This is a genomic window from Cellulomonas phragmiteti, from assembly GCF_016862775.1.
GTDB classification, from domain to species: Bacteria; Actinomycetota; Actinomycetes; order Actinomycetales; family Cellulomonadaceae; genus Cellulomonas; species Cellulomonas phragmiteti.
Window position 1 is genome coordinate 32,793 of record NZ_BONP01000016.1, and the last position, 14,673, is coordinate 47,465.

Annotated in this window: 10 protein-coding genes and 1 tRNA gene; 9 read left to right on the forward strand and 2 right to left on the reverse strand. The window is 74.9% G+C overall.

The features are described from left to right. Positions 1–753 (reverse strand): response regulator transcription factor, encoded by a 753-nt coding sequence (locus Cph01nite_RS13200; protein ID WP_203674907.1) that lies wholly within the window; start codon positions 751–753, stop codon positions 1–3. A 69-nt stretch (positions 754–822) separates the two neighbouring features. Further along, the gene (locus Cph01nite_RS13205) at positions 823–1,476 is read right to left on the reverse strand and encodes a TetR/AcrR family transcriptional regulator (protein ID WP_203674909.1); all 654 of its coding nucleotides are present in this window, start codon (positions 1,474–1,476) and stop codon (positions 823–825) included. Between the two features lie 126 nt (positions 1,477–1,602). Here Cph01nite_RS13205 and Cph01nite_RS19250 point away from each other — a divergent pair, with 126 nt between their 5' ends. The 9 genes from Cph01nite_RS19250 (at position 1,603) to Cph01nite_RS13250 (ending at position 14,670) form a co-directional block, all read left to right on the forward strand. Next, the gene (locus tag Cph01nite_RS19250; protein ID WP_275407402.1) at positions 1,603–2,565 is read left to right on the forward strand and encodes a phosphatase PAP2 family protein; all 963 of its coding nucleotides are present in this window, start codon (positions 1,603–1,605) and stop codon (positions 2,563–2,565) included. Between the two features lie 104 nt (positions 2,566–2,669). Then, positions 2,670–5,405: a type I DNA topoisomerase gene (gene topA / locus Cph01nite_RS13215; protein ID WP_203674914.1), complete on the forward strand. Its 2,736-nt coding sequence runs from the start codon at positions 2,670–2,672 to the stop codon at positions 5,403–5,405. An 84-nt stretch (positions 5,406–5,489) separates the two neighbouring features. After that, positions 5,490–6,341 carry a hypothetical protein gene (locus tag Cph01nite_RS13220; RefSeq protein ID WP_203674915.1) on the forward strand — a complete coding sequence of 284 codons (852 nt, stop codon included), beginning with the start codon at positions 5,490–5,492 and terminating at the stop codon, positions 6,339–6,341. A 42-nt stretch (positions 6,342–6,383) separates the two neighbouring features. Then, on the forward strand, positions 6,384–7,397 hold the full coding sequence (locus Cph01nite_RS13225; protein ID WP_203674917.1) for a Gfo/Idh/MocA family protein: 1,014 nt from the start codon (positions 6,384–6,386) through the stop codon (positions 7,395–7,397). Positions 7,398–7,470: 73 nt separating this feature from the next. Beyond that, positions 7,471–8,148 (forward strand): dTMP kinase, encoded by a 678-nt coding sequence (gene tmk, locus Cph01nite_RS13230; protein WP_203674982.1) that lies wholly within the window; start codon positions 7,471–7,473, stop codon positions 8,146–8,148. Next, positions 8,145–9,281 carry a DNA polymerase III subunit delta' gene (locus Cph01nite_RS13235; protein ID WP_203674919.1) on the forward strand — a complete coding sequence of 379 codons (1,137 nt, stop codon included), beginning with the start codon at positions 8,145–8,147 and terminating at the stop codon, positions 9,279–9,281. Before tmk ends, Cph01nite_RS13235 begins: the two co-directional genes overlap by 4 nt. A gap of 69 nt (positions 9,282–9,350) precedes the next feature. Beyond that, positions 9,351–10,874 (forward strand): alpha/beta hydrolase, encoded by a 1,524-nt coding sequence (locus Cph01nite_RS13240; RefSeq protein WP_203674921.1) that lies wholly within the window; start codon positions 9,351–9,353, stop codon positions 10,872–10,874. 78 nt (positions 10,875–10,952) lie between these two features. Next, positions 10,953–11,025, forward strand: a tRNA-Thr gene (locus tag Cph01nite_RS13245). 186 nt (positions 11,026–11,211) lie between these two features. Beyond that, positions 11,212–14,670, forward strand: coding sequence for a 1,3-beta-D-glucan phosphorylase, GH149 family (locus Cph01nite_RS13250; protein WP_203674923.1), 3,459 nt, complete (start codon positions 11,212–11,214; stop codon positions 14,668–14,670). The last annotated feature ends 3 nt before the right edge of the window (positions 14,671–14,673 follow it).

The window sequence follows — 14,673 nt, forward strand, 5'->3', positions numbered from 1 at the left end:
TCAGGCGGCCGGGCGCAGCACGTACCCCACGCCGCGCAGCGTGTGCAGCATCGGGTCGCGGCCCTTGTCGATCTTGCGGCGCAGGTAGGACACGTACAGCTCGACGATGTTGGCCTGACCCCCGAAGTCGTACTGCCACACGCGGTCGAGGATCTGCGCCTTGCTCAGGACGCGGCGCGGGTTGCGCATGAAGTAGCGCAGCAGCTCGAACTCGGTGGCCGTCAGCCGGATCGCGTCCTCGCCGCGCCACACCTCGTGGCTGTCCTCGTCCATCCGCAGGTCGCCCACGACGAGCACCGAGTCGTCGCGGTGCCCCACCGCGCCCGCGCGGCGCAGCAGGCCGCGCAGCCGCGCGACGACCTCCTCGAGGCTGAAGGGCTTGGTGACGTAGTCGTCGCCACCGGCGGTCAGGCCGGCGACGCGGTCCTCGACCGCGTCACGGGCCGTGAGGAACAGGACGGGCACCTGCGGGTGGGTCTGCCGGATGCGCCGCAGCACCTCCAACCCGGACAGGTCCGGCAGCATGACGTCGAGCAGGATGACGTCCGGGTCGAGGGTCCGGGCGTGCGCGATCGCGGCCTGGCCGGTCAGCGCGTGCTGGACCTGCCACCCCTCGTAGCGCAGCGCGGTGCACAGCAGCTCGCCGAGGTTCGCCTCGTCGTCGACGACGAGGGCGCGGACGGGGCTGCCGTCGGCGCGGGTGAGGGCGTCGGGGCGGCGCGACGTGGGGCGGGCGGGTGCGGTCGTCGTCATGCGACCAGGCTGCCGACCGGTGCTGTGGTGCGGCTGGAGCGTTCCTGTGAGTTGTCTGAGCGGGGAGGCTCAGGCGTCGACGTCACCGACGGGGCGCGGCGCCTGCGGGCCGGCGAGCGTCGCCGCGAGGACCGCCTCGATCGCGAACGCCGTGGCGTCCGGCAGGTCGACCGCGTCGGGCTCCAGCAGCCACTGCACCTGCAGCCCGTCCATGACGCCGATGACGGCCTGCGCCGCCCGCAGCGCGGCGTCGCGCGGCACGTGCGGCCCCATCTCCTGCACCGCGTCGGCGACCTCGCCGCGCAGCACCTCGAAGCGCCGGGTCACCCACTCTCGTGCCGGGTGGCCCTGCGTGACGGACTCGCCCACGAGCACCGTGTAGCCCTGGACGATCCCCGGGCGCTGCGCGTTGGCGCGCACGGTGCGCACCAGGTGGCGGAAGAGCTCCAGCCCCCCGGGGATGTGCTGCCCCTCGAGGTCGCGCACGCCGTCGTCGTCGCGCTGCTGCAGCACCGCGACGAGCAGCTGCTCCTTGGAGCCGAAGTGGTGCAGCACCCCGGCGTGCGTGATGCCGACCTGCTCGGCGACGTCCGCGAGGGACCCGGTCCGGTAGCCCTTGGCCGCGAACGTCCGGGCCGCGGCACGCACGATCTCCTCGCGACGCGCCTGCGTGCCCGCGCGCGGCCGCGGCACCCGCGCCGGTGGGGTCGCCGGATCGTCCATGGCCCGAACTGTAGGCCGCGGGGGCCCGCGCCGCCGGTCGGTCCACGGTCGCCGCGCCGTCCTGACGTGGGTACGGACGCCCGCGGGCGCACCGCACCACGCCCGTGGTGCCCTACCGTGTCACCCGTGCACGAGGGCCTGTCCGTCCCGGTCGACCGGGAGCCGTCCGCGCAGCGTCCGACGCGGGCGCGTGGCGGGGTCGTGCTCGCGAGCATCGTCGTCGTCGTCGCCTGCGCCCTGGGGGTGTGGCTGCTGTGGCGGGTGTTCGTCGACACGTGGGCCGGGCAGCGCGTCGAGGACGCGGCGCTCGACGGGGCCGCGATCGGTCAGGGACAGCTGTGGCGCGTGGCGGAGCCGCTGCTCGACGTCGTGTCCGTGGGGTTCCTGGCCGGCGGTCTGCTGTTCACGGCGGCCGTCGCCCTGGCGCGGCGGCGGCTGTCGCTCGCGGTGCAGGTCGCCGTGCTCGTCGGCGGCGCCAACCTCACCACCCGCGTCGTCAAGGAGCTGGTCCTCGACCGGCCCGTCCTGGGCGTCGGCGCCGACTACGGCAACACCCTGCCCAGCGGCCACACGACGGCGGCGGGGTCGGTGGCGGCCGCGCTGGTGCTGGTCGTGCCGCCCCGGGCACGGCCGGCGGTGGCGGTGATCGGCGCCGCGTACACCGCGCTGACGGGCATCTCGACGCTCGTCGGGCAGTGGCACCGCCCGTCCGACGTGGTCGCCGGGGCGCTGGTCGTCCTGTGCTGGACGGCGCTGGTGTGCGGGGCGATGGCGGCGCGGCCGGGTCGGGCGGGCACGGCGACCGCGATGCTGCGGCAGGTCGACCGCGAGGACCCCTGGTGGGCGCGCACGCGTCGCACGGCGCTCGGGCTGCTGCTGCTCGGGAGCGTCGCGGGGGCCGCGGCGGGGATGCTGCTGGCGCGCACCTGGGCGGGCCGGGCGGGCGCCGCGGGCCGCGGCGGCGAGTTCCTGGCCTACGGTGGGGGTGTCGCCGGTGTCGTCGCCGCGTGCAGCGTGACCTTCGCGGTGATGCTCCTGCTGCGGCACGCGGCGGGGTCGCGGGACGGGTCGCCGTCACCGTCGGCTTGACGCCAGCACGTAGAGTCCCCTCGCAAGTGGGGGCCACGCGTCGTGCGCACCCGTGCTCGTCACGAGCTCCGTCGTCACCGCCCACGGCAGGGAAGGCCGGTCAGATGTCCGCAGGTCGCAAGCTCGTCATCGTGGAGTCCCCCGCGAAGGCGCGCACCATCGCCGGGTACCTCGGCGAGGGCTACGACGTGGAGGCGTCCGTCGGGCACATCCGCGACCTGCCCCAGCCCTCCGAGCTGCCCGCGGACATGAAGAAGGGCCCGTACGGCAAGTTCGCGGTCGACGTCGAGAACGGGTTCGTCCCGTACTACGTCGTGGACGCGGACAAGAAGAAGAAGGTCGCCGAGCTCAAGAAGCTCCTCAAGGAGTCCGACGAGCTCTACCTCGCCACCGACGAGGACCGCGAGGGCGAGGCCATCGCGTGGCACCTGCTGGCCGAGCTGAAGCCGAAGATCCCCGTCAAGCGCATGGTGTTCCACGAGATCACGCGCGAGGCGATCGCGCGGGCCCTGGAGAACACGCGCGAGCTCGACGAGCGCCTCGTGGACGCGCAGGAGACCCGGCGCATCCTCGACCGGCTGTACGGGTACGAGGTCAGCCCGGTGCTGTGGCGCAAGGTCCGTCAGGGCCTGTCCGCCGGTCGCGTGCAGTCCGTGGCGACGCGCCTGGTCGTCGAGCGCGAGCGCGAGCGCATGGCGTTCGTCGCGGCCGACTACTGGGACGTCACGGGCACCTTCGCGGTGGCCGACGACGCCGAGCCGACGTTCACCGCGCGGCTGACGGGCGTCGGGGGCGCGCGCGTCGCCACGGGCCGGGACTTCGACGACCGCGGCCAGGTCAAGACGCGCGACGCCGTGACCCTCGACGAGGCGCGCGCGAACGCCCTGGTCACCGGCCTCGACGGCGCCGCGTTCACCGTGCAGTCGCTGGAGACCAAGCCCTACACCCGCCGGCCCGCCGCGCCGTTCACGACGTCGACGCTGCAGCAGGAGGCGTCGCGCAAGCTGCGCATGAGCTCCCGGCAGGCCATGCGCACGGCGCAGTCGCTGTACGAGAACGGCTACATCACCTACATGCGGACCGACTCGCCCGCGCTGTCGACGCAGGCGATCGACGCCGCGCGCCGCCAGGTCGCCGAGCTGTACGGCTCCGAGTACGTGCCGGACAAGGCGCGCGTCTACACGTCGAAGGCGAAGGGCGCGCAGGAGGCCCACGAGGCCATCCGCCCGGCCGGCGACCACTTCCGCACCCCGGCGCAGGTCGCGCGGGAGCTGTCCGGCGACCAGTTCAAGCTGTACGAGCTGATCTGGAAGCGCACCGTCGCCTCGCAGATGGCCGACGCGCGTGGCCAGACCGCGTCGGTGAAGCTGGCCGCGACGTCGACGACCACGGACGGCCCGGTCGAGACCGTGTTCTCCGCGTCCGGCACGGTCATCACGTTCCGCGGGTTCCTCGCGGCGTACGAGGAGGGCCGCGACCGCGGGCGGTACGACGACGCCGAGGGCGGGTCCGGTGCCGCGTCGGCCTCCTCCGACGACGCCCGGCTGCCGCAGATGGCGCAGGGCGACCCGGTCACGGGGTCCGACCTGACTGCCGACGGGCACCGCACGTCCCCGCCGCCGCGGTTCACCGAGGCGTCGCTGGTCAAGGCGCTCGAGGAGCGCGGCATCGGCCGCCCCTCGACGTACGCCGCGACGATCGGCGTCATCCAGGACCGCGGGTACGTCACCAACCGCGGGCAGGCGCTGGTGCCGACGTGGCTCGCGTTCGCGGTCACCCGGCTGCTGGAGGAGAACTTCGACCGGCTCGTGGACTACGGGTTCACGGCCGGTATGGAGGAGGGGCTCGACGCCATCGCCGCAGGTCAGCGGGGTCGTGTCGACTGGCTGACGGAGTTCTACTTCGGCGACCGCTCGGACTCGGTGGAGACCGGCGGGCTGCGCGGGCTCGTGGACAACCTCGGCGAGATCGACGCGCGCGAGGTCAACTCCATCGACATCGGTGACGGCATCACGCTGCGCGTCGGCCGGTACGGGCCGTACCTCGAGGCGCCCGGCGAGGGCCCGGACGACGACCCGCGCCGGTCGTCCGTCCCCGAGGACATGGCGCCGGACGAGCTGACGGTCGAGAAGGCCCGCGAGCTCCTCGAGACCATGCCCGACGGGGACAAGGTGCTCGGCACCGACCCGGCCACGGGTACGCAGATCGTCGCGCGCAACGGCCGCTACGGTCCGTACGTCACCGAGGTGCTGCCGGAGCCGGAGCTCGACCCGGGCCTGTCCGCCGCCGCGCGCAAGAAGGCGCTGGCCGCGGCACCGAAGCCCCGCACGGGGTCGCTCTTCAAGTCGATGTCGCTGGCCACGGTGACCCTTGACGACGCGCTGCGGCTGCTGTCGCTGCCGCGCGTGGTGGGCGTCGACCCGGAGTCGGGTGCCGAGATCACCGCGCAGAACGGCCGCTACGGGCCGTACCTGAAGAAGGGCACCGACTCGCGGACCATCGCGTCGGAGGAGCAGCTGCTCGAGATCACCCTCGAGGAGGCGCTGGCGATCTACGCGCAGCCCAAGCGGGGCCGCGGGCAGACCGCGACGCCGCCGCTGCGCGAGCTCGGGGACGACCCGACGAGCGGCAAGCCGATCGTCGTCAAGGACGGCCGCTTCGGTGCGTACGTCACCGACGGCGAGACCAACCGGACCCTGCCGCGGGACGTGACGCCCGAGTCGATCACCCCCGAGCAGGCCGTCGAGCTGCTGGCGGAGAAGCGCGCGGCCGGTCCGGCGAAGAAGCGCACGACGACCCGCAAGCCGGCGGCCCGCAAGAAGTCCCCCGCCAAGGGCTGACGGGCGGCCGTCGCGACCCGGACGGAGGACGGGCCAGGTGCGGCGGTGGCGCCGGGTGCGGCGTGCGTCCGGCACGATGGGCCGGTGCGACGAGCGGAGACACGGTACGGGCGAGCGGGCTGCCTGCTGGCGGTGGCGGTGGGGGTGCTGCTGACGACGGGGTGCACGTCCGGCCCCGACCCCGCCCCCGTCGAGCCCTCCGCCACCGGGGCGCCGGCGCCGTCCGCGCCGGCCGACCCGACCTTCGAGCAGGCCGTCGCCGCGCTCACCGACGCGCTCGTGCCGACCGCCGAGGTGCGCCCCTGCGAGGAGTACGAGCCGGGCTCGCCGCAGGAGCAGGAGCACCTCGAGCGGCTCGCCGCCGAGCTCGCCGCCGAGCGCGGCGCCGCGACCGACGAGGAGGCGGCCGCCGCCCCGAGCCCGACGCCGCCGTCGTGCGGGATCGAGGGCGTGGAGGCGCTGCGCGCGGCCAGCCTCACGGGGTTCGCCCACGGTCCGGGGGCCGACGTGGTGCTCCCCACGCCCGGCGGTGCGGCGCGCGTGGTCGAGGTGTACGAGCTGGCGGACGCCGAGGCCGCGGCGGCGACCTACGCGCGGCACGTCGCCGACCCGGAGGAGTGGGCCACCGACCAGGAGATCCCCGCCGCCGAGCTCGAGGGCGGCTACTACCAGCCGCGGCGCGTGGTCAGCGGCGCGGCCGTGTCCGGCCTCGACGTGCCGGACTGGGCCGCCACCGTGCTCAGCCGGGACGAGGCCGGCTTCGCGCGGGACGGTTCTGCGTCCTCGGCGCCCGTGTCCTACGGGTACCTGTGGGCGGTCCGGGGGCCCCTGGTGGTCCGCGTGCAGGTCGCAGGTGACGAGCCGGGTGCGGCGGCGGGCAGCGCCGAGACGACGCTGCGGGCGTTCGTGGACGCGCTGGAGCAGCCGACGGGCTGACCCGGGCTGCCGGGTGCCGCCGCCGGACGCTAGGTTGGCGCCATGGCTCGCACCGAGGACCCCCGTACCGCCCCGCCGATCCGCTGGGGCATCATCGGCGCCGGCGGCATCGCCAGCCAGTTCGCGAACTCCGTGCGGGAGTTCACGCGCGCGCAGCTGGTGGCCGTCGGCTCGCGCCACCGCGACCGCGCGGAGCGGTTCGCCACCGCGCACGGCATCCCGACGACGCACGTCGGCTACCGCGACCTGGTCGAGGACCCGCAGGTCGACGCCGTCTACGTCGCGACCCCGCACTCGGAGCACCGCGAGCACGCGCTGCTGGCGATCAAGGCCGGCAAGCACGTCCTCGTCGAGAAGGCGTTCACGCGCAACACCGCCGAGGCGCGCGAGGTGTTCGACGCCGCCCGCGCCGCCGGCGTCTTCGTCATGGAGGCGATGTGGACGCGGTTCCTGCCGCACGTCGCCGCGCTGCACCAGGTGATCGACTCCGGCGAGATCGGGGAGATCGTCAACATCCGGGCCGACCACGGCCAGCACTTCACGTTCGACCCGGCGAGCCGGCTGTACGACCCGGCGCTCGCGGGCGGCGCGTTGCTGGACCTGGGCGTCTACCCGGTGTCCTGGGCGCACGACTTCCTCGGTGTGCCGCAGGGCGTCCACGCCTTCGGGCAGCTCACCGAGACGGGCGTCGACGGCCAGGTCTCGATGATCCTCGACTACGGCAACGGGACGCAGGCCACGCTGAACACCACGCTGTGGTCCAAGACGCCCACGACGTCGTCGATCTCCGGCACCGAGGGCTACATCCGCGTCGCCGGGCCGTTCTACGCACCCACGGCGTTCCGCCTCGCCCGGCGCGACGGCCGGCAGTGGACGTTCGAGCTGCCCGCGGCCCGCGGCCTGCAGTACGAGGCGGCGGAGGTCGCGCGCCGCGTCGCCGAGGGCCAGACCGAGAGCCCGCTGATGACGTGGCAGGGCACGCTCGACGTCATGGCGACCCTGGACGAGGTCCGCCGGCAGGTCGGCGTGGTGTACCCGGGCGAGCAGCCTGCCTGACGCCGCGTGCCGGCGTGTGGGCGGTGGCGGCTAGCCTGACGCCGTGAGCACCGACCCCGCCGCCATCACCGACGTGCAGGTCGACGGGGTCCCCGCCGGTCCGGCGCCGGCCGGGGTGTTCGTGTCGTTCGAGGGCGGGGACGGCGTCGGCAAGTCGACGCAGGTCGCGCTGCTGGGGCACCACCTGGCGTCCCTGGGCCGCGAGGTCGTCGTGACGCGCGAGCCGGGCGGGACGCCGCTGGGGCTGGAGCTGCGCCGCGCGATCCTGCACGGCGAGGACCTCGACCCCCGGACCGAGGCGCTGCTGTACGCCGCGGACCGGGCGCACCACGTCGCGTCGCTCGTGCGTCCGGCGCTGGCACGCGGCGCGGTCGTGCTGACGGACCGCTACCTCGACTCGTCCGTGGCCTACCAGGGCACGGGGCGGGGGCTGGGGGCCGACGAGGTCGAGCGCCTGTCGCTGTGGGCCGTGCAGGGGCTGCTGCCGCACGTGACGGTCCTGCTGGACCTGGACCCGGCGGTGGGCCTGGGGCGCCTGACGGGCGACCCCGACCGGCTGGAGTCCGCGGGCGACGACTTCCACCGGCGCACCCGGCAGGCATTCCTCGCGCGGGCGGCCGCCGACCCCGGCCGCTGGCTCGTGCTCGACGCCTCGCAGCCCGCCGAGGACGTCGCGGCGCAGGTCCGGGCGCGGCTCGCGCCGCTGCTCGTGGCGGCCGGTGCGGCTGCGTCGGTCGGCGGCGCGGCGTGAGCGTCTGGGACGACCTCGTCGGGCAGGAGCCGGCCGTCGCGGTGCTGCGCCGCGCGGTCGAGGACCCGTCGGCGATGACGCACGCGTGGCTGCTCACCGGCCCCCCGGGGTCGGGCCGGTCCAACGCCGCGCGCGCGTTCGCCGCGGCGCTGCAGTGCGAGGCCGGCGGGTGCGGGACGTGCCACGCGTGCACGACCGTGCTGTCCGGCGCGCACCCGGACGTCACGTCGGTCGCGACCGAGGGCGTCTTCATCCGCGTGGACACGACGCGCCCGCTGGTCGAGCTCGCGCAGCGCTCGCCCTCGCAGGGTCGCTGGCGGGTCATCGTCGTCGAGGACGCGGACCGGTTCAACGACCAGAGCGCGAACGTGCTGCTCAAGGCCGTCGAGGAACCGCCGCCGCGCACGGTGTGGCTGCTGTGCGCGCCGAGCCCGGAGGACGTGCTCGTCACCATCCGGTCCCGCAGCCGGTCGGTCGGCCTGCGTGTGCCGCCCGTCGACGCGGTCGTCGACCTGCTGGTGCGTCGCGACGGCGCGGACCCGCGCACGGCGTACGTCGCGGCACGCGCCGCACAGAGCCACATCGGCATCGCCCGGCGGCTGGCGCGGGACCCGCAGGCGCGCGAGCGGCGCGCGGCGGTGCTGTCGATCGCGTCGCGGGTGCGGGGTGTGGGGGACGCGGTCCTCGCGGCCGGCGAGCTCGTCGAGACCGCCCAGGCGGACGCGAAGGCGGCCACGGAGGAGCGGGACGCGGCCGAGCGCAACGAGCTGCTGCGCGGCATGGGCGCCGACGGCGCGCACACGCTGCCGCCGTCGCTGCGCGCCCAGGTGCGCCAGCTCGAGGAGGAGCAGAAGCGCCGGGCCACGCGGGCCCAGCGCGACGTGCTCGACCGCGCGATGGTGGACCTGCTGTCGCTGTACCGCGACGTGCTCGTCGTGCAGCTCGGTGCGGGCGTCGACCTGGTCAACGTCGAGCAGGAGGACGCCGTGCGGGAGCTCGCCGCGGGCAGCACCCCGGAGCAGACGCTGCGGCGCATGGACGCGGTCGGGCAGGCGCGCACGCGGCTCGCGGGCAACGTCGCGCCGCTGCTGGCGGTCGAGGCGATGGCGATCGCGCTGCGGCCGCAGGGCTGACGCGTGCAGGCCGTGCCGCGCGGCGCGGCCGTGCCCGGACCAGCCGGTGCGGGCGACTACCGTAGACGCATGCCGACGCGTCCCGCCCTGCGCCGGTGCGCGCTCGTCGTCCTCGTCGTGCTCGGGCTGGCCGGGTGCGTCGCCCCGAAGCACCAGGCCTCGTCGCCGACCTCGGACGCGGCGACGTCCGGGACGGCCGACCCCGTGCTCGCCCCGTTCTACGACCAGGTCCTCGAGTGGACGACGTGCGCCAGCGAGCAGTGCGCCGACGCGACGGTCCCGCTCGACTGGGACGACCCCGAGGGGGAGTCGATCACGGTCGCCCTGCGGCGCGTCCCCGCGTCCGGCGGGGCGCCGGTGGGGTCGCTGCTCGTCAACCCCGGGGGACCGGGCCGGTCCGCGATCGACTCCCTCAACTACTTCCGGCAGATCGTCTCGCGCGAGGTGCTGGCGTCGTACGACCTCGTCGCCTTCGACCCGCGAGGCGTGCAGCACTCGTCGCCCGTGACGTGCGTGGACCCGCCGGAGCTCGACGAGCTCGCCGCGTGGGTCCCCGACTGGTCGACCGACGAGGGCATCGCCGCGGCGGCCGCGCGCAACGGGGAGTTCGGCCGGGCCTGCCTGGAGCGCACCGGCCCGCTGCTCGGGCACGTCGACACCGCGAGCGTCGCCCGGGACATGGACGTGCTGCGCGCGGTGCTCGGTGACGAGGCGCTGACGTACCTCGGCTTCTCGTACGGCACGGAGCTCGGCGCGACGTACGCGGCGCTGTTCCCCGAGCGCGTCGGGCGGCTGGTCCTCGACGGGGCCCTCGACCCGACGCTCGACTCCGGGCAGGTGGCGGCCGGGCAGGCGGCGGGCTTCGAGAGCGCGCTGCGGGCGTACGTGACGGACTGCCAGGCCGGGCCGGCGTGCCCGCTCACCGGGAGCGCGGACGCGGGGCTCACCCAGATCGCGCGGATGTTCGAGCGGGTGCGCGCCAACCCGCTGCCGACGGGCACGGAGCGCGAGCTCACGTCGTCCCTCGCCTTCAGCGGCGTCGCGGCGGCCCTGTACGCGCAGTCGAGCTGGCCGCTGCTCACGCAGGCGCTGAGCAAGGCCATCGACGCGGCGGACGGCTCGGTCCTGCTGCAGCTGGCCGACAGCTACTACGGCCGCTCGCCGGACGGCACGTACGCGTCGAACCAGAACGAGGCGTTCTCGGCGGTCCTGTGCCTGGACGACCGCCCGTCGGCGGACCCGGCGCAGATGCGCGCCGACGCCGCGGAGATCGTGGCGGTCGCACCGACGGTCGGCCAGTTCTTCGCGTACGGCGGCGCGTCGTGCGCGCAGTGGCCGGTGCCCCAGGTCGGGTCGCTGGCGTCGTACGAGGCGCCGGGTGCGGCGCCGATCCTCGTCATCGGCACGACCAACGACCCGGCGACGCCGTACGCCTGGGCGCAGTCGCTGGCGGACCTGCTGTCGTCGGCCGTGCTGCTCACGTTCGAGGGCGAGGGGCACACCGCGTACGGGCGGTCGAACCAGTGCGTGAAGGACGCGGTGGACGCGTACCTCCTGACCGGTGAGGCGCCCGCCGACGGGACGACCTGCTGACTTTGGACTGGGGGCGCAGGCCGGGTACAGTGGGCGCGCTCGCCGATCGACTGCGGTTCTCCGCGCCCGGACGGCGATGCCGCCTTAGCTCAGTCGGCAGAGCGTCTCACTCGTAATGAGAAGGTCTGGGGTTCGATTCCCCAAGGCGGCTCGGTGACCAAGGCCCCGTGACCAGCGATTTCGCTGGGGCGGGGCCTTCGTCGTCCCGGGACGGCGGTGCGGTGGGGGTGCTTGCACTCGCGCGGTGACACGTGTCACTGTACGGAGGCGCGCCCACGACCGCACCGACGCGGTCCCGGGGACGGGTCCCGGCGCGCAGGGACGAAGGACATCGGCCATGGCGTCGCAGACCTCCACGCTCACACCGACGGACGAGGGGGCAGAGGTCGACGCTCCCGCGTCCGGGCTCGTCGACCTCGACGGGCGGCGCTTCTACCGCATCACGTCCTTCGACGACCTGCCGCCGTTCTTCATGACGCTCGTCGGCGCGAGCGACCTGTGGGTCTTCATCTCCAGCACCGGCGGCGTCACCGCCGGCCGCGAGCAGGCCGACCGCGCACTGTTCCCCTACGCCACCGAGGACAAGGTCACCGCCGGCGCGGGACGCACCGGCGGGCTCACGCTCCTGCGGGTCGGCACGGCCACCGGCACGGTCGTCTGGCAGCCGTTCGCCCCGCGCCGGCCCGGGGACCCGGACGCCGTGCGCCACCTGCTCAAGGACCCGCTCGGCACCACCCTCGTCTTCGAGGAGACCCGCCCCGACCTGGGCCTGCGCGTGCGCGTCACGTGGGGCACCGCCGCCCGCTACGGCGTCGTGCGCGAGGTCGAGCTCACCTCCACGAGCGACGCGACGGTCCGCACCGAGGTGCTGGACGGGTTCGTCGACCTGCTGCCCGCGGGCGTCACCGTGCAGACCCAGGGCGAGCTCAGCAGCCTGCTCGACGCGTACAAGCGCGCCGAGGTCGACGCGGCGACCGGGCTCGGGCTCGTCTACCTGAACTCGACGCTCACCGACAAGGCCGACCCGAGCGAGTCGCTCGCGACGACCGTCGCCTGGCAGGTCGGCCTCGCCGACGTCGACCACCTGCTGTCCACGCGCCAGGTCGGGGCCTTCGCGACCGGCGCACCCGTCGCCGCCGAGCGCGAGGTCCGGGGCGAGAAGGGCGCGTACCTGGTCCGCGCGCGCCTCACGCTCGCACCGGGGGAGCGGCGGCGCTGGAGCGTCGTCGCCGACGTCGACCAGAGTGCCGCCGACGTCGTGCGCCTGCAGACCGAGCTCGCGGACCCCGCCGCGGCCGCCGCGGCGCTCGCGGCGGACGTCGAGGGCACCCGCGCGCACCTCGACCACCTCGTCGGCACCGCCGACGCCGCGCAGGTCACCGGCGACGAGCTGGCGTCCGCCCACCACCGCGCCAACGTGCTCTTCAACGTCATGCGCGGCGGGGTGCCCGCCGACGGGTACACGGTCCGCACGTCCGACCTGCGCGCGTTCGTCGCCCAGCGCAGCCCGCGCACCGCCGGGCGCAGCGGCGCGTGGTTCGACGCGCTCGCCGCGACCGAGCAGGTCGACGACCTCGTGGAGCGGGCCGACGCGTCCGGCGACCCCGACCTGCTGCGGCTCGTGCGGGAGTACCTGCCGCTGACGTTCAGCCGCCGGCACGGCGACCCGAGCCGCCCGTGGAACAAGTTCTCGATCGCCCTGACGGACGCCCGCGGGCAGACGCGCGTGGACTTCCAGGGCAACTGGCGCGACATCTTCCAGAACTGGGAGGCGCTGGCCTGGTCGTTCCCCGAGTACGTCGAGTCGATGGTCGCGGTGTTCCTCGACGCGACGACCGCCGACGGGTACAACCCCTACCGGATCTCGCGCTCCGGCATCGACTGGGAGGTCCCCGAGCCGTCGAACCCGTGGGCGAACATCGGCTACTGGAGCGACCACCAGGTCATCTACCTGCTCAAGCTCCTCGAGGCGTCACGGCGCTTCCACCCCGGCCGGCTGGAGGCGCTCGTGGACCGCGCCGTCTTCACGCACGCCGACGTGCCGTACCGCATCGCGACCTACGAGCAGACCCTGGCCGACCCCGTCGCGACCATCACGTTCGACACCGCGACGGAGGAGCGCGTCACGGCACGCGTCGCGACGCACGGCGCCGACGGCCGCCTGGTGCACGGGCCGGACGGGGACCTGGTGCGGGTCTCGCTGGGCGAGAAGCTGCTGCTCCTCATCCTGGCGAAGGTCGTCAACCTCGTCCCCGACGGCGGCATCTGGATGAACACCCAGCGCCCCGAGTGGAACGACGCCAACAACGCGCTGGTCGGCAAGGGCCTGTCGGTCGTCACGCTCGCCCACCTGCGCCGTGCCCTGAGCCTGGCGCGCGACCTGCTGGCCGACGACCTGACGGTGACCCGCGAGCTCGCCGGGCTGCTGACGGACGTGCACGCGGCCCTGGCCGCGCACGTGGAGCAGGCCGCCACCGGGTTCGACAGCGCGGGGCGCCGGGCGGTCATGGACGCCCTCGGGGCGGCGGGCACCGCCTACCGCGCACGGGTGTACGCCGGCTTCAGCGGTGAGCGCACGGGCGTGCCGTCGGCCACGGTGCAGGCGTTCCTCGCCGACGCCCGGACGTACGTCGACGCGGCGCTGCGCGCCAACCGCCGGCCCGACGGGCTGTTCCACGCCTACAACCTGCTGGACCTGCGCGCCGGTGCGACCGTCGGGCGGTTGCAGGAGATGCTCGAGGGCCAGGTCGCCGTCCTGTCGTCCGGCCTGCTGACCCCGGGGGAGGCGCTCGAGCTCGTCCGTGCGCTGCGGCGCAGCGCGCTGTACCGGCCCGACCAGCACTCCTACCAGCTCTACCCCGACCGCGACCTGCCGACGTTCCTCGAGCGCAACCTCGTCACCGCCGACCAGGTCGCGGCCGCGCCGCTGCTGGCCGCGCTCGTCACGGCCGGTGACACCTCGGTCGTGCTGCGCGACGTGCGCGGCGACCACCGGTTCGCGCCCGGTCTGCACAACGCGCGCGACCTCGCCGCCGCGCTCGACGCCCTGCCCGGGCGCGTGCCCGGGGTCACCGCGCAGCAGGTCGCCGACGGCCGCGACGCCGTCCTCGACGTCTTCGAGCAGGTGTTCCGGCACGCCGAGTTCACCGGCCGGTCGGGGTCGTTCTTCGCGTACGAGGGGCTCGGCAGCATCTACTGGCACATGGTGTCCAAGCTGCTGCTCGCCGTGCAGGAGAACCACGAGCGCGCCGTCGTCGAGGGTGCCGACGCGGAGGTCGTGGCGGGCCTCGCCGACGCCTACGAGGACGTCCGGCGCGGCCTCGGCTACTGCAAGACCCCCGAGGTGTACGGCGCCTTCCCCGTCGACCCGTACTCGCACACCCCGGCCGGCAAGGGCGCGCGCCAGCCCGGCATGACCGGCCAGGTCAAGGAGGAGGTCCTCGCCCGGCTCGGCGAGCTGGGGCTGCGGGTCGAGGACGGACGCGTCGTCGTGCGGCCCGTCCTGCTGCGCGCCGAGGAGTGGACGACGACCCCGACGACGTTCACGTACCGGGACCTCGCGGGCCGCGAGCGAGGCGTCGACCTGCCCGCCGGCGCGCTCGCGTTCACCTTCTGCCAGGTGCCGGTCGTGTACCGGCGCGTCGCCGGGTCCGGCGCCACGCCGACGGTCGTCGCGCACCTCGCCGACGGCACGCACGTCCGCGGCGTCGCGGGGGCGCTGGACGCCGACGTGAGCCGGCGGATCTTCCGGCGGACGGGTGACGTCGTCCGCGTGGAGGTCGACGTGCCCGCCTGAGAG

Bases quoted from the DNA above. Each gene is read 5' to 3' on its own strand.
- Cph01nite_RS13200 (WP_203674907.1), bottom strand. From the start codon at position 753: ATGACGACGACCGCACCCGCCCGCCCCACGTCGCGCCGCCCCGACGCC.
- Cph01nite_RS13205 (WP_203674909.1), bottom strand. From the start codon at position 1,476: ATGGACGATCCGGCGACCCCACCGGCGCGGGTGCCGCGGCCGCGCGCG.
- topA (WP_203674914.1), top strand. From the start codon at position 2,670: ATGTCCGCAGGTCGCAAGCTCGTCATCGTGGAGTCCCCCGCGAAGGCG.
- Cph01nite_RS13225 (WP_203674917.1), top strand. From the start codon at position 6,384: ATGGCTCGCACCGAGGACCCCCGTACCGCCCCGCCGATCCGCTGGGGC.
- Cph01nite_RS13240 (WP_203674921.1), top strand. From the start codon at position 9,351: ATGCCGACGCGTCCCGCCCTGCGCCGGTGCGCGCTCGTCGTCCTCGTC.
- Cph01nite_RS13250 (WP_203674923.1), top strand. From the start codon at position 11,212: ATGGCGTCGCAGACCTCCACGCTCACACCGACGGACGAGGGGGCAGAG.